The sequence below is a fragment of the Amycolatopsis sp. NPDC051045 genome, assembly GCF_040682955.1.
GTDB lineage: Bacteria > Actinomycetota > Actinomycetes > Mycobacteriales > Pseudonocardiaceae > Amycolatopsis.
The window spans coordinates 63,530-84,060 of record NZ_JBFBCC010000025.1; the positions used below are offsets into that span (position 1 = coordinate 63,530).

The following is a 20,531-nucleotide window of genomic DNA, read 5'->3' on the forward strand; positions in this document are numbered from 1 at the left end:
GGACGGGCCGGTCAGGCCACGAACCGCTCGAACGCCGCAACGGTTTCGGCGAGCACCTCCGCGCCCGGCCGGGCCCACAGCTGCGCGTTGAACACCTCGACCTCGATCGGCCCGGTGTAGCCCGCGGCTTCGACGGCCGCGCGCAGGTGGCGGTGGTCGATCGGGCCGTCGCCGGGCAGGGCGCGGCCCAGCAGCGGGTCGGGCAGCGGCACGAGGACGTCGCACACGTGGAACCCGGTGATCCGGCCGGCGGCCGCGGCGATCGACTCCTCGATCCGCGGGTCCCACCAGACGTGGAACTCGTCCACGATCACGCCGACCTGCTCGGCCGGGTGCTGCACCGCGATGGCCAGCGCCTGGTCCACAGTGGACAGCACCGACCGGTCCGCGCACTGCATCGGGTGCAGCGGTTCCAGGCCCAGCCGCACCCCGCGCTCCCCGGCGTACGGCGCGAGCTCACCGACGGCGTCGGCGACCCGCTGCCGGGACGCGGCGAGGTCGTTGCCCGCGATCCCGCCCACGACCAGCACGAGGACGTCGGCGCCGAGCGCGGCCGCCTCGTCGATCGCCTCGCGGGTCTGCCCCACACCGTCCACAGGGGACCCCTCGGGCGTCACGCCGGTGAAGAACCCACCGCGGCACAGGGAGGAAACCCGCACACCGTGCTCCTTGAGCAGCCGCGCGGCTGCGTCGACGCCGGTTTCGGCGACCTTGTCGCGCCACAGCCCGATCCAGCCGACACCGGCCGCGGCGCAGCCGGCCACGGCTTCGGGCAGCGACCAGGACTTGGTGGTGATCTGGTTGAGGCTCAGCCGGGGGTCCATCACACCACCCCCGCGGCCTGCAGCAGCGGCCGCATCCGGGCCTCGGCCAGGTCGGGGTCGGCCAGCACGCCGGCCTCGTCGGCGAGCCGCAGCAGGGTGGCGAGGTGGGTGATCGTGCGCGCGGACTCCTGCCCGGCGATCATCCGGAAGTGGTTCTGGTGGCCGTTGAGGTGGGCCAGGAACACGACGCCGGTCTTGTAGTGCCGGGTCGGCGCGCGGAAGATCTCGCGGGCCAGCGGCACGGTCGGGTCGAGCAGGGCGCGGAACCCGGCCCGGTCGCCGTCGCCCAGACGACGCAGCCCCGCCGCGGCGACCGGGGCGATCGGGTCGAAGATGCCGAGCAGGGCCTCGCTGTGGCCTTCGGCGTCCCCGGCGATCAGCTCGGGGTAGTTGAAGTCGTCGCCGGTGTAGCAGGCGACGCTGTCCGGGAGCGCCCGCCGGAACTCGATCTCCACCTCGGCGTCCAGCACCGAGACCTTCACCCCGGCGATCGCGCCCGCGTGCTCGGCGCAGAGCGCGGCCAGCTCGCGGGCCGCGGCGCGGACGTCGGCGTGGCCCCAGTAGCCGGCCAGCGCGGGGTCGAACTGCTCGCCCAGCCAGTGCAGCAGGACCGGCCCGCTCGCCTCGGACAGCAGCTTCCCGTACGCCGCGTGGTAGTCGTCCGGGCCGGTGGCCGCCGCGGCCAGCGCACGGCTGGCCATGACGACCGGGACCGCGCCCGCGCGGGAGACCAGGTCGAGCTGCTCCCGCCAGGCGTCCACAATGGACGCCACGGTGGCCGGCCCCGGCGGCAGCTGGTCGGTGCCGACGCCGGCGCACCAGCGCCGCCCGGCCGCGACCGCGCCGGTGCGGGACACCAGCTCCTGCGTCGTCGCCCAGTCGAGGCCCATGCCGCGCTGCGCGGTGTCCATCGCCTCCGCGACGCCCAGCCCGCACGACCAGAGGTGCTCGCGGAAGGCCAGCGTCGTGTCCCAGTCCACGGCGTAGGGCTCGTCGGCCAGCGCGTCCGCGACGACGTGCGCGGCGGCGTAGGCGACCCGCGACGACGGCGGCGTCTTCGGGGGTTCGGGGGGCCGTGGCCCGGACGGCGACCAGTTCAGGAGCTCGCCGCCGGGAGCCGGGAGCACGAGCATCGAGGACCTCCGAATGGCTCAGAAAGCGCTTTCTCAATCCACGGTAGGGCCTGTGCCGCGCCCGCGGCAAGGCCCGGTGCGGGTCAGCGCTTGGGGCGGCCGGTGCTTTCGCGCAGGACGACCTCGCCGGACAGCCGGACCGTCCGCGGCCGGGAGCCCGCGGCGCCCTTGATCGCCATTTCCATCGCCCGTTCGCCGAGCTCTTCCAGCGGCAGCCGGACCGTGGTCAGCGCCGGGGCCAGGTCGCGGACCACCGGGATGTCGTCGAAGCCGGCCACCGAAATGTCCCCGGGCACGGACAGGCCTTCCTCCCGCAACGCCGTCAGCGCGCCGATCGCCATCACGTCGGTGACGGCGAACAGGCAGGTCGGCAGCTTGCGCTTGCGGCCGGCGAGCAGCTGCTTCGTCGCCTCGTAGCCGCCGTCGCGGCTGAACGCGCCCTCGATGACGTCGTCGTCGCGCAGTTCGATGCCGTGCGCGGCGAGCTCGCCGGAGAACCCGGCCAGCCGGTCGATCACGGTGCTCAGCCGCCGCGGCCCGGCCAGCACGGCGAACCGCTTGTGGCCGAGGCCGACCAGCTCCTTCGCCAGCGCCGCGGCCCCGCCCTTGTTGTCCGGCTGCACGGTGTCGATCTTGAGCCCGCGGTGGCGGCTGACCGCCGCGACCTGGCCGCCGCCGCGGCGGTAGGGCTCCAGTTCGGCGGCCATCGCGCGTTCCCACGCCCGGTCCTCGAACGCCGAGCCGATGAGCAGGATCGCCGCGGCCCGCTGCGCGCGCAGCGTCGAGACGTAGGCGACCTCGCGGTCCGGGTCGCGGAACGTGCCGGCGAGCATCACGAGCAGCCCGTTGTCGGTGGCCACCCGCATCACCCCGCCCGCGATCGCGGCGAAGTACGGGTCGCTGACGTCGTGGCAGATCACGCCGACCGTGCGATGGGTGCCGCCGGCGAGGGCCTGGGCGTGCGCGTTGGGGGCGTAGGCCAGCTCGGCCGCAGCGGTGGAAACCCGCTCCCGCAGGTCGGCGCGGACGGACGCGGTGCCGTTGAGCACCCGCGACGCCGTCGCGAGCGAGACGTTGGCGCTGCGTGCCACGTCTTCGAGTGTCACGTGCGGCCGGGCCTTCATGGCTGGCTCCTCCAAGATCGGTCTCGAGTCTCTCGGCGTGCTCGGTCGGTGCAATCTACTGGGAGGGGGGTGGGCCGGGAGAAGCCGCTGGCCGGGGGACCTGACCCGTTCGAGTGAATCGCGCGGGGAAGATCGGTGGCGGCACGTGTGTTGAAAACCAGGAGAACCCGCAAGTGGTGAGTCCGCCACTGCTGATCGACCGCGAAAGGAACCACGCATGCTGTTCGGTGACGAGCACGTCCGCCGCTACGAGGAGACCGACGGCGAAGTCGGCCACGAGTGGAAGGAAGGCGTCCCGACGCTGGTGCTGACCACCAAGGGCCGCAAGACCGGGCAGGAGCGCAAGTTCGCCCTGATCTACCAGGAGGTGGACGGCAACCCGGTGATCGTGGCCTCCAAGGGCGGCGCGCCGAACCACCCCGGCTGGTACTTCAACCTCCTCGAGCACCCCGAGGTCGGCGTCCAGGTGAAGGCGGACAAGTTCACGGCCCGCGCCCGCACGGCCGAGGGCGAGGAGCGCGCGAAGCTGTGGGAGAAGCTCGCCGCCGTCTGGCCGGACTACAACGAGTACGCCAAGAAGACCGACCGCGAAATCCCGGTGGTGGTGCTCGAGCGGCAGTGACTCCCCCGAGGTGACTCCTTTGCTGTGATCTGCGCCGCGTTCGGCGCGGGCGGGAGCCGATCCGGTCGGTCGTGGGCTACGAATGACACCCATGACCGACCGTTGGACCGCCCTGGACCTCGAAGGCGAGCTGCTCACCCGGCGTCAGATGCTCGCCTACGGCCGGAGCTTCGCCCGCGCCGGCCGTGGGGCCTGGTACAGCTTCGCCATCGAGGTGGTCTGGCAGTTCCTCGTCCAGTCCACCCGCTTCCGGGTGCGGGGCTCGCACCACATCCCGAAGTCGGGGGGCGTGCTGGTGGCGTCGAACCACCTGTCGTTCGCCGACCCGACGACGCTGACGGCGTTTTGCCTGGCCGCCGGCCGCGTGCCGCGGTACCTGGCGAAGGCCTCGCTGTGGAAGCTGCCGGTCGTGGGCCGCGTGATGCGCTCGGGGCGCCACATCCCGGTCTACCGCGGCGCCGCGACGGCGGCGGAGGCCTACCGCGACCTGGTCGCCTCCGTGCGGGCGGGCGAGTGCGTCGCGATCTTCCCGGAAGGGACGTTCTCGAACGACCCCGGCGGCTGGCCGATGCGCGGCAAGACCGGGGTGGTGCGGGCCGCGCTGGAGACCGGTGCCCCGGTCATCCCGGTGGCCAACTGGGGCACCCACCACCTGCTGCCGTCGACGGCGCGGTTCCCGCGCCCGCTGCCGCGCAAGACCGTGGAGCTGGTCGCCGGGCCGCCGGTCGACCTCTCGGACCTCGTCGGCCGCGAGCTGACCCGGGCGGTGCTGGAGGAGGCGACGGCCCGGATCATGGCCGCGATCACCGAACTGCTCGTCTCGCTTCGCGGGGAGCAGCCGCCGATCGCCGCCTGAGGCCCGGGTCACCCCGCCCGGAGGGGTCGGGAAGGGTACCTCCGCCTTCCTCCCCGCCGCCACCCTCAGCGGAGGCGCTCCGCGCCGCTGTAGATTCGAGGTATGAGTGCACAACACTTTGATGTCGTCGTGCTGGGGGCCGGGGTCGGCGGCTACGTCGCGGCGATCCGCGCGTCCCAGCTGGGGCTGAGCACCGCGGTGGTCGAGGAGAAGTACTGGGGCGGCGTCTGCCTGAACGTCGGGTGCATCCCGTCGAAGGCCCTGCTGCGCAACGCCGAGCTGGCGCACGTGGTGACGCAGGAGGCGAAGGCGTTCGGCATCTCCTCCGACAGCCCGATCCGCGTCGACTACACGGCCGCGTACGAGCGGAGCCGGAAGGTCGCCGACGGGCGCGTCAAGGGCGTGCACTTCCTCATGAAGAAAAACAAGATCACCGAAATCGACGGGCACGGCACGTTCGTCGACGACCACACCCTCGAGGTGAACGGCTCGCAGGTGACGTTCGACCACTGCATCATCGCGACGGGCGCGACGACGCGGTTGCTGCCCGGCACCGCGCGCAGCTCCCGCGTGGTGACCTACGAAGAGCAGATCCTCTCGAGCGAGCTGCCGTCGAGCATCGTGATCGCCGGCGCGGGCGCGATCGGCGTCGAGTTCGCCTACGTGCTGCACAACTACGGCGTCGACGTCACGATCGTCGAATTCCTCGACCGGATGGTGCCGCTGGAGGACGCCGAGGTGTCGGCGGAGCTGGCGCGCCGGTACCGCAAGCTCGGCATCAAGGTGCTGACGTCGACCCGCGTCGAGTCGATCGACGACTCCGGTGCGTCGGTGCAGGTGACGGTGTCGTCGGAGAAGAACGGGCAGCAGGTCCTGTCCGCCGACAAGGTCATGCAGGCCATCGGCTTCCAGCCCCGGGTGGAGGGCTACGGCCTGGAGAAGACGGGCGTGGCCTTGACGGACCGCGGCGCGATCGCGATCGACGGCCGCGGCCGCACGAACGTCGACCACATCTTCGCGATCGGCGACGTGACGGCGAAGCTGATGCTGGCGCACGCGTCGGAGTCGATGGGCGTGGTGGCGGCGGAGACGATCGCGGGCGCGGAGACGATGGAGCTCGACTTCCCGATGATCCCGCGCGCGACGTACTGCCAGCCCCAGATCGCCAGCTTCGGCTGGACGGAGGAACAGGCCCGCGAGAAGGGCTTCGACGTGCGCGTCGCCAAATTCCCCTTCACGGCCAACGGCAAGGCCCAGGGCCTGGGTGACGCGGGTGGTTTCGTGAAGCTGATCAGCGACGCCCGCCACGGCGAGCTGATCGGCGGGCACCTCATCGGCCCGGACGTCACCGAGCTGCTGCCGGAGCTGACGCTGGCCCAGCAGTGGGACCTGACGGTGCACGAGGTGGCCAGGAACGTCCACGCCCACCCGACGCTGGGCGAAGCGGTGAAGGAAGCCGTCCACGGCCTCGCCGGCCACATGATCAACATGTAGGGACGTCGAAGCGGAGCTCCGGCCGTTCCAGCGGCGGAGCACCGGCGATCCCCGATCACCCTTGACCTCCAGTGGACTCGAAGTTCCAAGCTGACTCCGAGCCACTGGAGGAAATCATGAAAGCCGTAGCGTTCACCGAGTTCGGCGGGCCGGAAGTGCTCCGCGTCCTCGACCTGCCGGAGCCGCACGCCGGGCCCGGGCAGGTTCGGGTGCGGGTGAAGGCCGCCGGGGTGCAGCCGTACGACGCTGCCGTGCGGGCCGGGTGGGAGCCGCCCGGTCTGGCCCTGACCTGGCCGCGCGTGCCCGGGAACGAGTTCGCCGGCGTGGTCGACGAAGGCGATCTCGAGGCCGGTACCGAAGTTCTCGGCTTCACCGCCGTGCAGGCCGCCGCCGAGTACATCGTCGTCCCCGCCACCGACGTCACGCCGAAGCCGCCCGAAATGCCGTGGGAAGTCGCCGGTGGGTTCACCGCGGGCACGCAGACCGCGTCGATCGCCCTGGAAGTGCTGAAGCTGCGCGAGGGCGAGACGCTGCTCGTCCACGCCGCCGCCGGCTCCGTCGGCACCGCGGCGGTCCAGCTCGCGCAACTCGAGGGCGCTCACGTGATCGGCACCGCGAGTGAGTCCAATCAGGACTACCTGCGCGAACTCGGAGTCACGCCCGTCGTCTACGGCGAGGGGCTGAAGAACCGCGTCGAGGCCGCCGCGCCGCAGGGGGTCGACGTCGTGCTCGATGGTGCGGGCGGAGAAGCGCTCGACCTCTCACTCGAAATGGTGAAGGACCGGACCCGGATTCTCACGCTGGTCGACCACGGCCGGGCCGCGGAACTCGGCGTGCTCGTCTCGAAGGCCGGACGCTCCGCTGCGCGTCTCGCCGAATTGGCCGCGCTCTACGTCAACGGTGACTTGCGCTTCCACGTGCGCCGCACCTACCCGTTCACCGAGGCAGCGGCCGCCCACCGGGAAATCGAGACCGGGCACGGCCGGGGAAAAATAGTTCTCACGTTTCCCTGAGCGGCCCTGATCGTTCCAGCATGTGGGCGGGTGGGCCCTTCCCGACTTTGGTCGCTGGACCCCTGACCGGTCACTACTTAGATTCTCCCCATTACACCCGGTTGGGTGTCATTCGGTCGAGTGACCGAGTACCACAGGGAGACATCGATGGTGAGATTCAGCCGGGTCGCCGCGCACGCGGTTCCGCTGACGGTCGGCGCGTTGCTGCTGACGACGGGGGTCTCGGCGGCGCAGCCGTCCACCGTGGACGCGGCGGCCGCGCGTACCGAAGCGGGCATCAACGCGCTGCAGAACATCAAGAAGAGCCTGAGCCCCGCGGAACGCAAGCAATCGAGCCGGCTGGTCGTCGAGAAGCGGTTGCGGGCCGACCGGTCGCTGGCCGCGAAGCTGCCTGACTACCGCTCCGGCGTCGGCGTCAGCAACGCCGGCACCGTCTCGGTGGACATCGCCGCGCACGGCCAGGCCGTCGCGAACGCCGTCAAGGCGGCGGGCGGCGCCGTCCGGTCCGTCTCGCCGGACGGTGCCGTCCGCGCCGACCTGCCGCTGTCGGCGCTGGACGCGATCGCGGGCCGGGCCGACGTCGCCGAGGTGCAGCCCGCCGCGCAGGCCACCACGTGGAACGAGCCGGGCAACCGGGACTTCCGCCAGGCCGGTCGAACCGCTGCCGCGCAGGCCGCCGCGACGCAGGTGTCCGAAGGCGACAAGGCGCACGGCGCCGACGCCGCCCGCGCGACCTACGGCGTCAGCGGCTCCGGCGTCAAGGTCTGCGTGCTCTCCGACGGCGTCGACTCCCTGGCCAAGTCGCAGAGCGCCGGCGAACTGCCCGCGGTGGACGTCCTGTCCGGCCAGCAGGGCAGCGGCGACGAGGGCACCGCGATGCTCGAGATCATCCATGACCTCGCGCCGAACGCGACCCTCGGCTTCGCCACCGCGTTCACCAGCGAAGCGAGCTTCGCCGCGAACATCCGCGCGCTGCGCACCACCGGCAAGTGCCAGATCATCGTCGACGACGTCTCCTACTTCGACGAGTCGCCGTTCCAGGACACGCAGGTCGCGCAGGCGGTCAACGACGTGACCGCGGCGGGCACGCTGTACTTCTCCTCGGCCGGCAACTCGGGCAACGCGACCGACGGCACCAGCGGCTACTACGAGGGTGACTTCCGCGCCTCGTCGTCGAAGATCAGCGGCGTCACCGGCACCCCGCACGACTTCGACCCGAGCAGCACCACGCAGAACTTCGACGCGCTCTCGGCGGGCTCGCTCGGCCGCCCGGTGACGCTGTTCTGGTCCGACCCGTGGGGCAAGTCCGCCAACGACTACGACCTGTTCATCCTGAACGCGTCGGGCAGCGTCGTGGCTTCCAGCGAGAACGGGCAGTCCGGCTCGCAGAACCCGTACGAGATCGCGTCCGTGCCCACCAGCGGCTCCGGCTTCAAGGTCGCGGTGGTCAAGTACAGCGGCGCCGACCGGTTCATCGCGCTGAACGTGATCCGCGGCCGCTTCGTGGCTTCGGGCACGCTCAAGGCGTTCAGCACCAACGGCGTCACGAACGGCCACTCGGCCGCGGCGAACGCGTTCAGCGTGGCGGCGGCCCCGGCCGCGGGCGCGTTCACCCGGCCGCTGGAGACCGGTGACCCGGCGAACCCGGCCGGCCCGTACCCCGGCCTGTTCACCGCGTCGAGCAAGTGGGAGCGGTTCTCCTCCGACGGCAAGCGCCGGCTGTTCTACAACGCCGACGGCACGGCGATCACCCCGGGCAACGTGTCCTCGACGGGCGGGGCGACCCGCAGCAAGCCGGACATCACCGCGGCGGACGGCGTGGCCACCTCGGTGACCGGCTTCCAGCCGTTCTTCGGAACCTCGGCGGCGGCCCCCCACGCGGCGGCCATCGCGGCGCTGCTGCTCTCGGGCAAACCGACGGCGACGCCCGCCCAGATCCGCACGGCGCTGGTGTCCTCGTCGATCGACCTGGGCACCCCGGGCTTCGACACGGTCACCGGCAACGGCGTCATCATGGCCGGCCCGGCGCTCGCCGCGCTGGGTGTGGCGGCGAAGTAAGGCGCTTCGCGTAAGCGGGGGTCCGGCGCGAGCCGGACCCCGCTTACGTCATTCCCGGCCGGTCACCAGCAGGTGGAAGCCGATCTGCCCGCCGCCGAGCCGCTCGTGGTGGCGCACCTTCAGTCCGGCGCGAGCCAGGGCCGCCTCGACGTCGGCCACCGGGCGGATGCGGAAGCCGTGCTCCGTGAACAGCGGCGATCCGCTCATCGTCTCCGGGTCGCCGATGCCGAGCACGAACGCGCCACCCGGCTTCAGCACCCGGGCCACCTCGGCGAACGCGCCGTCGAGGTCGGCGACGAAGTACACCGTGTTCGTGGTGATGATCGCGTCGGCGGAACCGTCTTCGAGGGGCAACGCGGTGATCGGGGCCTCGTGCAGCCACAGCCGGTTCGCCGCGAGCTCCCGGCGGAAGGTGCGGCGGGCCCGGTCCAGCATCGTCGTGGAGATCTCGACGCCGTGTACCGTGCCGGCCTTCCGCAGCAGCAACGCGAGCCCCAGCCCGCCGCCGAACCCGATGTCGACGGCCGTTTCGCCGCCTGCGAGACCCAGCGCCGCGACGGCTTCGGTGATCGGCTTGCGGTTGCCGCGGTTGAGCATCGCGCCGACGACGCGCCCGCGCAGGCCGTTAGGGTGGCCGAGTTGCCGGGCCAGCCCGGCCTGGAAGCTTTCGCGAAGTCCCATGCGAGCAGTCTAGGAGGACCGATGGCGAAGACCGCGGTGGTCACCGGAGCCGGTTCCGGCATCGGGCGGGCCGTGGCCCGGGCCCTGCTCGACGACGGCTACCTCGTCGCCCTCGCCGGCCGGCGCGAGGATGCGCTCGCCGAGACCGCCACCGGCTTCGAAAACGCGCTGCCCGTCCCCACCGACGTCTCGGACGAACACGAGGTCGCCGCCTTGTTCGCCGCCGTTCGCGAGCGGTGGGGGCGGCTCGACCTGCTGGTCAACAACGCCGGCATCTCGGCGGGCGGCACCGTCGCGGATCTGTCCGTCGAGGACTGGAAGCGGACGGTCGACGTCAACCTCACCGGGATGTTCCTCTGCGCGCAGCAGGCCGTGCGGCTGATGAAGGACCAGGACCCGCGCGGCGGCCGGATCGTCAACAACGGCTCCATCTCCGCCCACGTGCCGCGGCCCGCCAGCGTCGCCTACACCGCGACCAAGCACGCCGTCACGGGGCTGACCCGGTCGATTTCGCTGGACGGCCGGGCCTGGGACGTCGCCTGCGGCCAGATCGACATCGGCAACGCCGCCACCGAAATGACCGAGCGGATGGCCGCCGGCATCCCGCAGGCCGACGGCCGGGTCGTCGCCGAGCCGACCTTCGACGTCCGGCACGTGGCCGACGCCGTGCGGTACATGGCCGGGCTGCCGCTCGACGCCAACGTCCAGTTCCTCACCATCACCGCGACGAGCATGCCGTTCATCGGCCGCGGCTAGGGGATCACCCGCGCCTTCCGGAACTCGTCGAAGAGCCGGTAGAACATCTGCTCGGTCTCGACGTACTCGTGGAAGCCCGCCCGGCGCGACTTCGACGTGTCCGCGAACATGTCGTAGTCCCAGCCGAACACGAAGTCGCCGAACGCCCACGAGGCCGAAACGTCCGCGTAGGACGCCGACAGGCCGTGCCGGGCGGCCATCGAAGTCCACAGTGGACCCTTGTCCGCCATCACGTCCACCAGCGACATCCGCAGCGGCGGCGCGGCCTCCAACCCGAAGTACGCCGCCAGCTTCGGCCAGAGTTCGCGCCAGCGGAACAGGTCGCCGTTCGCGATGTTGAACGCGCCTTGGTGGCCGGTCGCCCAGACCGTCGCCGACGCCAGCAGGCCCGCGTCGGTCATCTCCAGCAGGCTGTCGTACGCGCCGGGCTTGCCCGGAAAGCGCAGCGGCAACCCGAGTTCCTTCGAAATCGACGCGTACACCGCGATCACCAGCGCCAGGTTCATCGGATTGCCCAGCGCGGTGCCGCCGACCACCGACGGCCGGATCGCCGACCACGTCCACCGCCCCGCACGCCGTTCGAGGAACTCCTGCTGGTCGACGTTGAACTCGGGCGGCATGTGCCCGGCGTCCGTCTCGCGGGCCGGGGTCTTGAACGGGCCCAGGTGCGCGCCGTACACCTTGTAGCCCTGCATCAGGCTGACGTGCTTCAGGCCGGGCGCGGCCGCTTCGACCGCGTCGACGAGGTTGGTCAGCATCGCCAGGTTCGGCGGCACGAGTTCCGCCCACGTCGGCCGGTCTTGGTACGCCGCGTAGAAGAGGTGCGTGACGCCGGTCAGCGCGCCGAGCTTCTCCCGGGTGTCGGCGGCGTCGAGCAGGTCGACGGCGAGCCCGCCCCGGCGGGAGAGGCCCACGACGTCCCAGCCGCCGTCGGCCCGCAGGTGCTCCACGAGGTTCTTGCCGATGATGCCGCCGGCCCCGGCGACCAAAGCTGTCTTGCGTTCCATGCTCTCCAGGCTGGCGACGCCGCAGCGATAAGTCCAAGGCTTACTTGTCACCAAGTCGATAAGCTGTGTTCATGGCGAGCCTACGGCAGCTGGAGTACCTGGTCACGGTGGTCGACACCGGTTCGTTCACCCGTGCCGCCGAGCAGCTGCACGTGACGCAGCCGGCGTTGTCACACCAGATGCGGGCCCTGGAGCGCGGCCTCGGCGGACCACTGCTCGAGCGGCTGCCTCGCGCCGTCCGGCTCACGCCGATGGGCCGGGCGATGCTGCCGCACGCGCGGGCGGCGCTGGCGGACGCCGAACGCGCGCGCTGCGCCGCCCGGCTCGCGTCCGGCACGACGGCGGGCGAGCTGCAGGTCGCCACGGTGTATTCGGTGAGCCTCGGCGTGCTGCCGCCCGCACTGCGCGTGTGGCGGCGCGACCGGCCCGAGGTCGACGTCCGGCTGATCGAGTTCCGGCACGCCGACGAGCTGCGCGAGGCGATGGCCGCGGGCGAGGCCGACGTGGCACTCGGCCCGCGGCCCGGCGACTGGGCCGGGCCGGTGCGGGAGCTGGGGGTGGAGGAGTTCGTGGTGGTGCTCCCGGCCGACGGCGCCCGCGAGGACGACACCACCGGCGTGGTCGACCTGGCGACGCTCGCGGACTGCGCGTGGGTGCACTACGCCCCCGGCAACGGCCTGGCCGAGCTGGTCGACGCAACGTGCGCGGCGGCGGGGTTCCGCCCCCGCGCGGCGGTCCGCACCGAGCAGACGGCGGCGGCGCCGATCCTCGCCGCGGCGGGCCTCGGCCCCGCACTGGTCCCGGCGAACGTCCTGCCGGCCCGCTTCGACGGCCGGGTGCTGCGGCCGAGCGTCCCGGTCCGCCGGACGCTGGTCGCCTACACCCGCGCGGCGCCGGACCCGCTGACCGCGGCGTTCATCGAGACCCTCGCCGCGCACGCCACCGTTTAGAGGCGGCTTCGCCAGGGGTGCGAAGCCTCGGGCGCTTCCGCGAGCCACCGCCGCTGAGCGTGGTCGAGCACCGGGAGCGCGGCCGCGAAGTCCTGCTCGTCCTTGGGGGGTGCCGTGGACCGTGGCGAACAACGGCACCTTCGGCCCCAGGTGCGGGAGGCCGCCCGGCGCGAGCGCGCCCAGCTCGTCGAGGGGCCGTCGCCCACCCCTCCCACGACGGCGCGCGGACGTGCGAAAACAACTCGGTCACCTCGGCCGGCAGCGCGGCCTCCCAGGTCACGAAACGCCGATCCCCGCCAGCACCGGGCCGGTGAACGGCGTCGCCGTGACGTCGTGGACCCGGGACGACCAGACCGCGTGGCCGTGGCCCGACCAGAGCGGGGCCACCGGCAGGTCGCGCAGCAGCTGGTTCTCGGCCAGCCGGTACAGCTCGCCCGCCTCCTCCGCGGTCGCCGCGGCGTCGGCCAGGTCCAGGTTCTGGCGGAAGACGGTGTCGGTGTACCCCGACGCCTCGGCCAGCTGGGACAGCAGCTCGTACGGGCTCCCCGTGGCCGGCTTCACGTCCAAAGCAGACGGCCCGTCGAGTGGGCCGGTGCCGGGGGCCGCCTGCGCCGTCACGGAAGTGTCCAGGGCCTTGTGCAGCCCGACCACCAGGGTGCGCGTCCACGCTTCGGCGCCGGGTCCGAAGTAGACGGTCGCGCCTCCCGGGAACGCCGCCTGCTGCAGCAGGGCCTTGCCCGCGGCCGCGTCGAAGCTGCACGGGCGGCAGGTGCCCGAGCGCTCGCCCGGGGCGGCCGACGGCGGCAGCAGCGCCTTGGCCGGGTCGACCTGGTGGGCGAGCGGACCGGCTTCCAGGGCCGCGCGGTCGACGCCGAGTGCGAAACCGTGGCGGACCGTCGCGTCAGCGAACCGGGGGTTCGTCACCGGGAACGCCAGGTAGCCGGCCTCGGGCCGGGCCCAGGACGCGTGGCGGTCGCCGAATTCGCCGTGCATGGCTTCGTGCCGCTCGCCGGGGACCTCGGTCGCGAGGTCGAGCGTGCCCGCCTTGACCGCGTCGTACTGCGCGGCCGGCTCGCCGACCCGCAGCTCGATCTCCTCGGCCCGGCCCGGGCCGACCCGCTTGAGGGTGCCACCCGAGCCGGGCTTCCACCCGCCGTCGAGCCGGTACGGGCCGTTGCCGACCGGCGCTTTGGCGAAGCCGTCCCAGTCACGGGAGGCGAGCACCGACGCCGGCAGCGGCACCAGGCCCGGTGCCGAGAGCAGCGCGGGCACTTGGCCGGACGGCCGGTCGAGGGTCAGCGTGATCGTGTCCGGGGCCGTCGCCTTGATTTCGCGAGCGCGCAACAGCTTCGTGAGCACCGGGGAGGAGATCCAGCCCTCGCCGGCGATCACCCGCCAGGTATCCACGTAGGACTGCGCGGTGACCGGGGTGCCGTCGTGGAACGTCGCGGGCCGCAGCTTGACCGTCCAGTGCACCCGGTCGGTGCTCTCGATCGACTCCGCCGCTCGCGGGGTGACCTTCCCGGACGCCGCGTCGTAGTCGGCGAGCGGGGTCCACAGCGCGCCGGTCACCAGCCGGCCCGCCTGGTCGTCGAGGTCGGCGGGCAGCAGCGTCGCCGGCTCCCGGATGCCGACGGACAGGACGCCGGGACGCGCGGGGCCGGGATCGGAGCAGCCGGTGACGGCGAGGGCGAGGGCGGCGAGCAGGACGAGCAGACGCATGCGCCAGTCCTACCAGTGTCCTACCGGTGAGGAGACAACCAAAGACGGTTGTGTCCGGTTGATCTCCGTCGTACCGTTCGGTGGTCACGCTCTGAGCGTTCTGGGAGGTTTCGCGTGCGCACCTGGTTGCGGTCGTGCTTCGCCGCCGTCACCGTCAGCGCCACGCTGGTCGCGACCGGGCTCCCGGCCGCCGCCTGTGGCGAGGACGACAAGCCCGCGGTACCGGCCGCCCGCACGGCGGGTGATCCGGGGGCGATCAAGAACGTCCGGTCGGTCGGCAACGTGCCCGACGCCGCCGGCGCCATCTCGATCAACTTCCTCGACTACGGCCGCCGCGACGTCATGGTCGTGTCCGGCGAGTTCGGGCTGAAGGTCTACGACCTGACGAAGAACCCGGCCGCGCCGAAGCTGGTCGGGCAGGTCAGCCTGCCGGGGCTGTGGGAGACCGAGGACACCGAGGTCGACCCGGTCCGCAAGCTGGTGTTCCTCTCCCGGGACCCGCGGGCGTTCGGCGGCACGACCCACACCGGCGAATCCGGCATCTACGTCGTCGACGTCTCGAACCCCGACGCCCCGGCGATCCTCAGCTACGTGCAGGTGCCGGCCGGCCACACCACCAGCTGCGTCGACGGCTGCCGCTACCTGTGGACCGGCGGCCCGGCGAAGGCCGACAACCAGCCGGCCGACTGGGGTGGCCGGCCGATCTGGGTCACCGACATCCGCGACCCGAAGCACCCGAAGGTCGACCCGGAGCCGATCGAGCTGGCCCGCAACGACGGCAAGACCGACTACGTGCACGACGTGCAGGTCGACGCCAGCGGCGTGGCGTGGGTGTCGGGGCGCGGCGGGGTGCGCGGCTACTGGACGAACGGCGTGCACCGCGACCCGCTGACGAACAAGCTCCGCCGGGCGACGGCGCACGAGCCGATCCCGTACGCCGGCGGCGGCATCGCCGAGACGGCCGCGCCGTCGAGGTTCATGCACAACAGCTTCCACCCGGCCGGCCACCGCATCGGCGACGGCGCCTGGCGCGGCCAGGACCTGATCTACGCGACGGAGGAGAACTTCGTCGACGGCTGCGCGGGCGACGGCGTCCTGACGATCTCGTCGCTGGCGGGCTCCTACCACGGTGAGGGCTGGCGCTCGACGCCGGAGAAGCCGTTCCGCCTGCAGAGCGTCGGTACGTGGAGCGTCAACGGCCAGGAGGGCAGCGACCCGGCCTCCGACGACTGCTCCGCGCACTACTTCGACGTCCGCGGCAAGGTCCTGGTGCAGTCGTTCTACGCGCAGGGCACGCGGTTCCTCGACGTCAGCGACCCGACGAACCCGCGGCAGATCGCCTACTACCGCCCGGGTGACGCGAGCGCGTGGGCGCCGTACTGGCACGGCAAGTATGTCTACGTCGCGGACAACGCCCGCGGCGTAGACATCCTGCAGCTGACCGCCTAGGACCTCAGCCAGACAGCGGTGTCGGTCGGCAGCTCGCCGCCGCCGACCGGCCCACTGGCCAGGAGGATCTCACCGGCCGGCAGCGGCACCGGCGAGTCCGAGAAGTTCAGCGCGAACGTGAACTCCGTCCCGAGCCGGAACGCCAGCACCCCCTCGGCCGGGGAAAGCCACTCCAGCTCGCCGCCGGGGAGGTCCCGCCGCAGGCGCAGGCCGTCGCGGTAGAGCGACAGCATCGACGACGGGTCCGCCGCCTCCGCCTCCGCCGTGTACGCCTTCCACTCCGCCGGCTGCGGGAGCCACGCGTCGCCGTTGCCGAAGCCGAACGGCGGCTCGTCACCCGACCACGGGATCGGCACGCGGCAGCCGTCGCGGCCGGGGTCCGCGCCGTTCGTGCGGGCCCACACCGGGTCCTGCCGCAGCTCGTCGGGGATGTCGAGGACCTCCCACAGCCCGAGCTCTTCGCCCTGGTAAACGTACAAACCGCCGGGCAGGGCCAGCGTCAGCAGCGCCGCCGCCCTGGCCCGCCGGGTGCCCAGCTCCCGGTCCACCGGCAGTTCGTGCAGCCGGTTCGCGAAGCTGAACCCCGTGTCACCTCGGCGCCCGTAGCGGGTGACGTGCCGCGTGACGTCGTGGTTCGACAGCACCCACGCCGCCGGCGCGCCGACCTCGTCGTGCGCGCGCAGCGTGCGGGTGATGACGTCCCGGAAGCGCCCGGCGTCCCACGGGCAGACCAGGAAGTCGAAGTTGAACGCCGAGTGCAGCTCGTCGCGGCGCAGGTAGCGCGCGGCCCGCGACATGTCCGGCAGCCACATCTCGCCGACCAGCACGCGCTCGCCCGGGTAGCTGTCGGCGATCTTGCGCCACGACCGGTAGATCTCGTGCAGGCCCTCCTGGTCGGAGAACGGCGTCTCGTCGCCGTCGTCGACGTCGGGCAGCCGCGGGTCCTTGACCAGCCCGTCGGCGACGTCGATGCGGAAGCCGTCCACTCCGCGGTCGAACCAGAAGCGCAGCACGTCCTCGAACTCCGTGCGGATCTCCGGGTTGTCCCAGTTGAAGTCGGGCTGGCGCGAGCTGTAGAGGTGCAGGTACCACTCGCCGTCCGGTACGCGGGTCCACGCGGACCCGCCGAAGCGCGACTTCCAGTTGTTCGGCGGTTCGCTCCCGTCCGGTCCGCGGCCGGGCCGGAACCAGAACCGCTGCCGCTCCGGCGAACCCGGGCCCGCGGCCAGCGCGGCCTGGAACCAGCGGTGCTCGTCGGAGCAGTGGTTGGGCACGACGTCGATGATCACCCGGATGCCCCGGGCGTGGGCCTCGGCGATCAGGTCCTCCGCCTCGGAGAGGGTGCCGAAGAGCGGTTCGATGTCGCGGAAGTCGGCGACGTCGTAGCCGCCGTCGTCCATCGGCGACGGGTACCAGGGCGTGAACCAGATCGCGTCGATCCCCAGGTCGGCCAGGTGGCCCAGCCGGGCGCGGACGCCGGCGAGGTCGCCGATGCCGTCGCCGTTTCCGTCCGCGAAGCTGCGGATGTACACCTGGTAGATCGCCGCGCTGCGCCACCAGCCGGCCGTGGCCGGTCGTCCCGATGCGGTCACGGAAGTGCCCTCCTAGTCGTTGTGGAAACCCCGGGTGCGGCGCTCAGCCCTTGAGGCTGCCGGCGGTCAGCCCGGCGAGGATCTGCCGCTGGAACGCCAGGAACAGCGCCACCAACGGCAGGCTGGCCAGCACCATCCCGGCGACGAGCACGTTGAGCGGCATGTCGATCGCCACCCGTTGCAGCATCACCGAGAGCGTCTGCTTTTCGGTGTCCGGGAACACCAGCAGCGGCCAGATGAAGTCCTTCCACGCGGTGACCACCGCGAGGATCGACACCACGGCCAGGATCGGCCGCGAGATCGGCAGGATGATCCGCCAGAGCGTGCGCACCGGCCCGGCGCCGTCGATGCGCGCCGCTTCCACCAGTTCGTCCGGGATCTGGTCGAAGAACCGCTTGAGCAGGTAGATGTTGAACGCGTTCGCCGCCGCGGGCAGCCACACCGCGGCCGGCGAGTTGATCAGGTTGAGGTGCAGCAGCGGCAGGTCCGTCACCGTCACGTAGGTCGGGACCAGCAGGGCCGTGGCGGGCAGCATCAGCGTGGCCAGCATCAGCCCCAGCACGACGTTGCCGAACTTCGGCCGCAGCTTCGACAGCGCGAACGCGGCCGGGACGTCGATGGCCAGCTGCGCCAGCCAGGCGCCGCCGGCGACGACGAGCGTGTTGAGGAAGTACTTGCCCAGGCTCAGCTGGTCCCAGGCGTCGGCGAAGGTCTCCGGGTGCCACTCGTGCGGGACGAGCGTCGCCGGCGTCTGCGCCAGTTCCTGCGGCGACTTCATCGCCCCGGTGACCACCCAGTACAGCGGGAACATGAAGGCCAGCAGGAACACCGCGAGCGTGCAGGCGAAAACCACGCCGTAGACGACCTTGCCGCGCGGGCTGCGCAGGGCGCCGGGGGAGACGAGGGTCCTCATGACCGGTCCGCCTTCCGCGTCAGCCGGACGTACCACGCCGAAAACACGCCGAGCGCCACGAACAGCAGCAGGCTCATCGCGCTCGCCGCGCCGAAGTCGTTGTAGACGAAGGCGTAGCGGTAGAGCAGCAGGAGCACGGTGACCGTCGAGTCGTCCGGCCCGCCGCCGGTCATCACGTACGGCTCGGTGAACACCTGCATCGTCGCGACGACCTGCAGCAGCAGGAGCACCAGCAGCACGAACCGGGTCTGCGGGAAGGTGACGTGCCGCAGCCGCTTCCACAGCCCGGCGCCGTCGAGCTCCGCGGCTTCGTACAGCTCGCCGGGGATCGTGCCGAGCGCGGCCAGGTAGATGAGCGTGGTGCTGCCCATGTTGGCCCACGTCGAGACGAACACCAGCGACAGCATCGCCGTGCCGCTCGAGTCGAGCCACTGGCCGCCGGGCAGGCCGACCGCGCCGAGCGCGGAGTTGAACAGGCCGGGACCCGGGTCGTAGAACCACTTCCACATCAGGGCGGTCACGACCGGCGGCAGCATCACCGGCAGGTACACGGCCAGCCGGAAGAACGCCTTCGCGTGGCGGAGTTCGTTCAGCAGCACCGCGGTGAGGAACGGGACGGCGAAGCCGAAGACCAGCGCGAGCCCGGTGAACAGCAGCGTGTTGCGCCAGGCGACGCCGAACAGCGGGTCGTCGAACAGCTTCGCGAAGTTGTCGAAGCCGACCCACGTCGGCGCGTTGACGAAGTCGACCTGCTGGAAGCTCAGCAGCACGCCGCGCACGATCGGGTACCACGAGAACAGCGCGAACACCACGAGCGCGGCGCACAGCAGGCCGTACGCGGTGAGGTTCTCCTTGAGCTTGCGCCTGAGCCTGGTGCGGCGGCGTTCTTCCGGGGAAGCGACCGGGCGCCCGGCCCGCGACGAGGACGTCGCGGGCCAGGCGAGCAGGCTACTTGACCTGGGCGAGGACACTGTTGACCTTCGAGGACGCGGACGACAGCTGCTGGTCGAGGTTCGCGTTCTGGTCGGTGAGGACGGCCTGCATCACACTGTCGAGCGCGGCGTAGATCTGCTGCGCGTTCGGCGGCTCGATGCTGCCCTTGATCTTGCTGGTCGTGTCCACATAGGACTTGTAGTTCTGTGCGGGCACGTTGGCGTACTTGGCCTTCAGGGCCAGCTGCTGCTCGCGGACCGCGCCGGTCCAGACGTCCGGCGTCGGCTCGGCGGGCAGGCCGACCGGCTGCTTGCCGTCGACGTACTGCTGGATGTGCTTCTCGAAGCGGTCCGGGTTGAGGTACTTCCACTGGATCCACTCGAGGCCGGCCTTGATCTTCTCCGGCGAGGCCTTGGGGTTGAGCATGTAGCCCTCGCCGCCGAGCAGGGTGCCCTGGCCGCCGGGCATGCCCGCGATGCCGTAGTCCTCGTACTTGCCGTTGAACTGCTTGACCAGCACCGGGACGTTGTCCGGGGCGGCCATGTACATGCCGAGCTGGCCGGCGCCCATCATGCGCTGCACGTCCTGGGCTTCGAGCAGCTGCTTGGCGCCCATGGAGTTGTCGGTCCAGCGCATGTCGTGCAGGTACTGCAGCGCCTTCTTGCCCTTGTCGTCGGCGAAGCCGGCGACCCACTTGTCGCCGTCCTTGCGGGCGATGTCGCCGCCCATCGAGTAGAGCCAGCCGGTCAGGTGCCAGCCGCCCTGGTTGTTCTTGCTGTAGTCGGCGTACCCGACGACGCCGTTGCCCAGCGCGGAGATCTTCTTCGCGGCTTCGCGGACTTCGTCCCAGGTCTGCGGCGGCTTGTCCGGGTCGAGCCCGGCCTTCTGGAACAGCGGGCGGCTGTAGAGCAGGCCCATCGTGTAGTTCATCGTCGGCAGGCCGTAGAGCTTGCCGCTGGCGTCGCGGAAGTTGTCGAGCAGCTCGGGCTTGAGGTCGTTGACGTGCGGGACGCTCTTCACGGCTTCGGTGATGTCGGCGGCTTGGTGCCGCGCGATGATCTGCGCCGGGTCGGTGAAGTAGACGTAGTAGACGTCTTCGAGCTGCCCGCCGGCGAGCTTCGCGGAGAACGTCTTGGGGTCCATGAAGCCTTCGTGCGGGTCGATGTCGATGTTCGGGTGGGCGGCCTCGAACTCCTTGACATCGGCGTCGAACACGCTGCGCTCGAACGGCTGGCTGGTCGGCGGCTGACCGGTGACGGTGATCTTGACCTTGCCGCCGGTCTGGGCGCCGGTGTCACCGTCGCCGCAGGCGGTCACCCCCAGGGCGAGCCCGCCTGCGGCGAGCAGGCACAACGTCCGGCGGGAGACGGTTCGGGACCAGGGACTGCTCATCTCAAGCCTCTT

Annotated in this window: 18 protein-coding genes; 8 read left to right on the plus strand and 10 right to left on the minus strand. The window is 71.7% G+C overall.

The features are described 5' to 3' along the window. Window positions 1-11: 11 nt before the first annotated feature. The 3 genes from AB0M80_RS37555 to AB0M80_RS37565 all read right to left on the minus strand — a co-directional run bounded on the left by AB0M80_RS37555 (window position 12) and on the right by AB0M80_RS37565 (window position 3,081). On the minus strand, window positions 12-824 hold the full coding sequence (locus tag AB0M80_RS37555; RefSeq protein ID WP_364574462.1) for a sugar phosphate isomerase/epimerase family protein: 813 nt from the start codon (window positions 822-824) through the stop codon (window positions 12-14). Continuing rightward, window positions 824-1,957: a DUF993 family protein gene (locus AB0M80_RS37560; protein ID WP_364574464.1), complete on the minus strand. Its 1,134-nt coding sequence runs from the start codon at window positions 1,955-1,957 to the stop codon at window positions 824-826. Before AB0M80_RS37560 ends, AB0M80_RS37555 begins: the two co-directional genes overlap by 1 nt. An 83-nt stretch (window positions 1,958-2,040) precedes the next feature. Beyond that, window positions 2,041-3,081 (minus strand): LacI family DNA-binding transcriptional regulator, encoded by a 1,041-nt coding sequence (locus AB0M80_RS37565; protein ID WP_364574467.1) that lies wholly within the window; start codon window positions 3,079-3,081, stop codon window positions 2,041-2,043. A 217-nt stretch (window positions 3,082-3,298) separates the two neighbouring features. Between AB0M80_RS37565 and AB0M80_RS37570 the strand changes: the two genes are divergently transcribed. From AB0M80_RS37570 to AB0M80_RS37590, 5 genes are all read left to right on the plus strand, one after another. After that, a complete protein-coding gene (locus AB0M80_RS37570; RefSeq protein WP_364574469.1) occupies window positions 3,299-3,703 on the plus strand; it encodes a nitroreductase family deazaflavin-dependent oxidoreductase in 405 nt (134 codons plus the stop codon). A 91-nt stretch (window positions 3,704-3,794) separates the two neighbouring features. Continuing rightward, a complete protein-coding gene (locus AB0M80_RS37575) occupies window positions 3,795-4,559 on the plus strand; it encodes a lysophospholipid acyltransferase family protein (RefSeq protein ID WP_364574471.1) in 765 nt (254 codons plus the stop codon). 102 nt (window positions 4,560-4,661) lie between these two features. Further along, window positions 4,662-6,053 (plus strand): dihydrolipoyl dehydrogenase, encoded by a 1,392-nt coding sequence (gene lpdA / locus AB0M80_RS37580; protein ID WP_364574473.1) that lies wholly within the window; start codon window positions 4,662-4,664, stop codon window positions 6,051-6,053. A gap of 116 nt (window positions 6,054-6,169) precedes the next feature. Next, window positions 6,170-7,066 (plus strand): NADP-dependent oxidoreductase, encoded by an 897-nt coding sequence (locus AB0M80_RS37585; RefSeq protein WP_364574475.1) that lies wholly within the window; start codon window positions 6,170-6,172, stop codon window positions 7,064-7,066. Between the two features lie 147 nt (window positions 7,067-7,213). Continuing rightward, the gene (locus AB0M80_RS37590; RefSeq protein ID WP_364574477.1) at window positions 7,214-9,124 is read left to right on the plus strand and encodes a S8 family serine peptidase; all 1,911 of its coding nucleotides are present in this window, start codon (window positions 7,214-7,216) and stop codon (window positions 9,122-9,124) included. 48 nt (window positions 9,125-9,172) lie between these two features. Here AB0M80_RS37590 and AB0M80_RS37595 read toward each other — a convergent pair whose 3' ends face one another. Beyond that, complete coding sequence (locus tag AB0M80_RS37595) at window positions 9,173-9,805, minus strand: class I SAM-dependent methyltransferase (protein ID WP_364574479.1); 633 nt, start codon at window positions 9,803-9,805, stop codon at window positions 9,173-9,175. Window positions 9,806-9,826: 21 nt separating this feature from the next. Between AB0M80_RS37595 and AB0M80_RS37600 the strand changes: the two genes are divergently transcribed. Continuing rightward, a complete protein-coding gene (locus AB0M80_RS37600) occupies window positions 9,827-10,561 on the plus strand; it encodes an SDR family oxidoreductase (RefSeq protein WP_364574482.1) in 735 nt (244 codons plus the stop codon). On the opposite strand, the gene AB0M80_RS37605 is transcribed toward AB0M80_RS37600, so the two are convergent. Next, the gene (locus AB0M80_RS37605) at window positions 10,558-11,568 is read right to left on the minus strand and encodes an SDR family oxidoreductase (protein ID WP_364574484.1); all 1,011 of its coding nucleotides are present in this window, start codon (window positions 11,566-11,568) and stop codon (window positions 10,558-10,560) included. The two genes, AB0M80_RS37600 and AB0M80_RS37605, sit on opposite strands and share 4 nt — an antisense overlap. A gap of 71 nt (window positions 11,569-11,639) precedes the next feature. On the opposite strand from AB0M80_RS37605, the gene AB0M80_RS37610 reads away from it, so the two are divergent. Further along, complete coding sequence (locus AB0M80_RS37610; protein ID WP_364574486.1) at window positions 11,640-12,518, plus strand: LysR family transcriptional regulator; 879 nt, start codon at window positions 11,640-11,642, stop codon at window positions 12,516-12,518. A gap of 276 nt (window positions 12,519-12,794) precedes the next feature. On the opposite strand, the gene AB0M80_RS37615 is transcribed toward AB0M80_RS37610, so the two are convergent. Continuing rightward, a complete protein-coding gene (locus tag AB0M80_RS37615) occupies window positions 12,795-14,240 on the minus strand; it encodes an ABC transporter substrate-binding protein (RefSeq protein WP_364574488.1) in 1,446 nt (481 codons plus the stop codon). A 114-nt stretch (window positions 14,241-14,354) separates the two neighbouring features. Here AB0M80_RS37615 and AB0M80_RS37620 point away from each other — a divergent pair, with 114 nt between their 5' ends. Next, window positions 14,355-15,689, plus strand: coding sequence for a hypothetical protein (locus tag AB0M80_RS37620; protein WP_364574490.1), 1,335 nt, complete (start codon window positions 14,355-14,357; stop codon window positions 15,687-15,689). Here AB0M80_RS37620 and AB0M80_RS37625 read toward each other — a convergent pair. From AB0M80_RS37625 to AB0M80_RS37640, 4 genes are read right to left on the minus strand one after another with little or no spacing between them, the layout of a single operon-like run. Next, on the minus strand, window positions 15,686-17,281 hold the full coding sequence (locus tag AB0M80_RS37625) for a glycoside hydrolase family 13 protein (RefSeq protein ID WP_364574492.1): 1,596 nt from the start codon (window positions 17,279-17,281) through the stop codon (window positions 15,686-15,688). The two genes, AB0M80_RS37620 and AB0M80_RS37625, sit on opposite strands and share 4 nt — an antisense overlap. Before the next feature lie 43 nt (window positions 17,282-17,324). After that, a complete protein-coding gene (locus AB0M80_RS37630; RefSeq protein WP_364574494.1) occupies window positions 17,325-18,194 on the minus strand; it encodes a carbohydrate ABC transporter permease in 870 nt (289 codons plus the stop codon). Then, window positions 18,191-19,165, minus strand: coding sequence for a sugar ABC transporter permease (locus AB0M80_RS37635; protein ID WP_364574496.1), 975 nt, complete (start codon window positions 19,163-19,165; stop codon window positions 18,191-18,193). The genes AB0M80_RS37630 and AB0M80_RS37635 overlap by 4 nt, the downstream gene beginning before the upstream one ends. After that, complete coding sequence (locus tag AB0M80_RS37640; protein WP_364574498.1) at window positions 19,143-20,519, minus strand: extracellular solute-binding protein; 1,377 nt, start codon at window positions 20,517-20,519, stop codon at window positions 19,143-19,145. The genes AB0M80_RS37635 and AB0M80_RS37640 overlap by 23 nt, the downstream gene beginning before the upstream one ends. Window positions 20,520-20,531 lie beyond the last annotated feature (12 nt).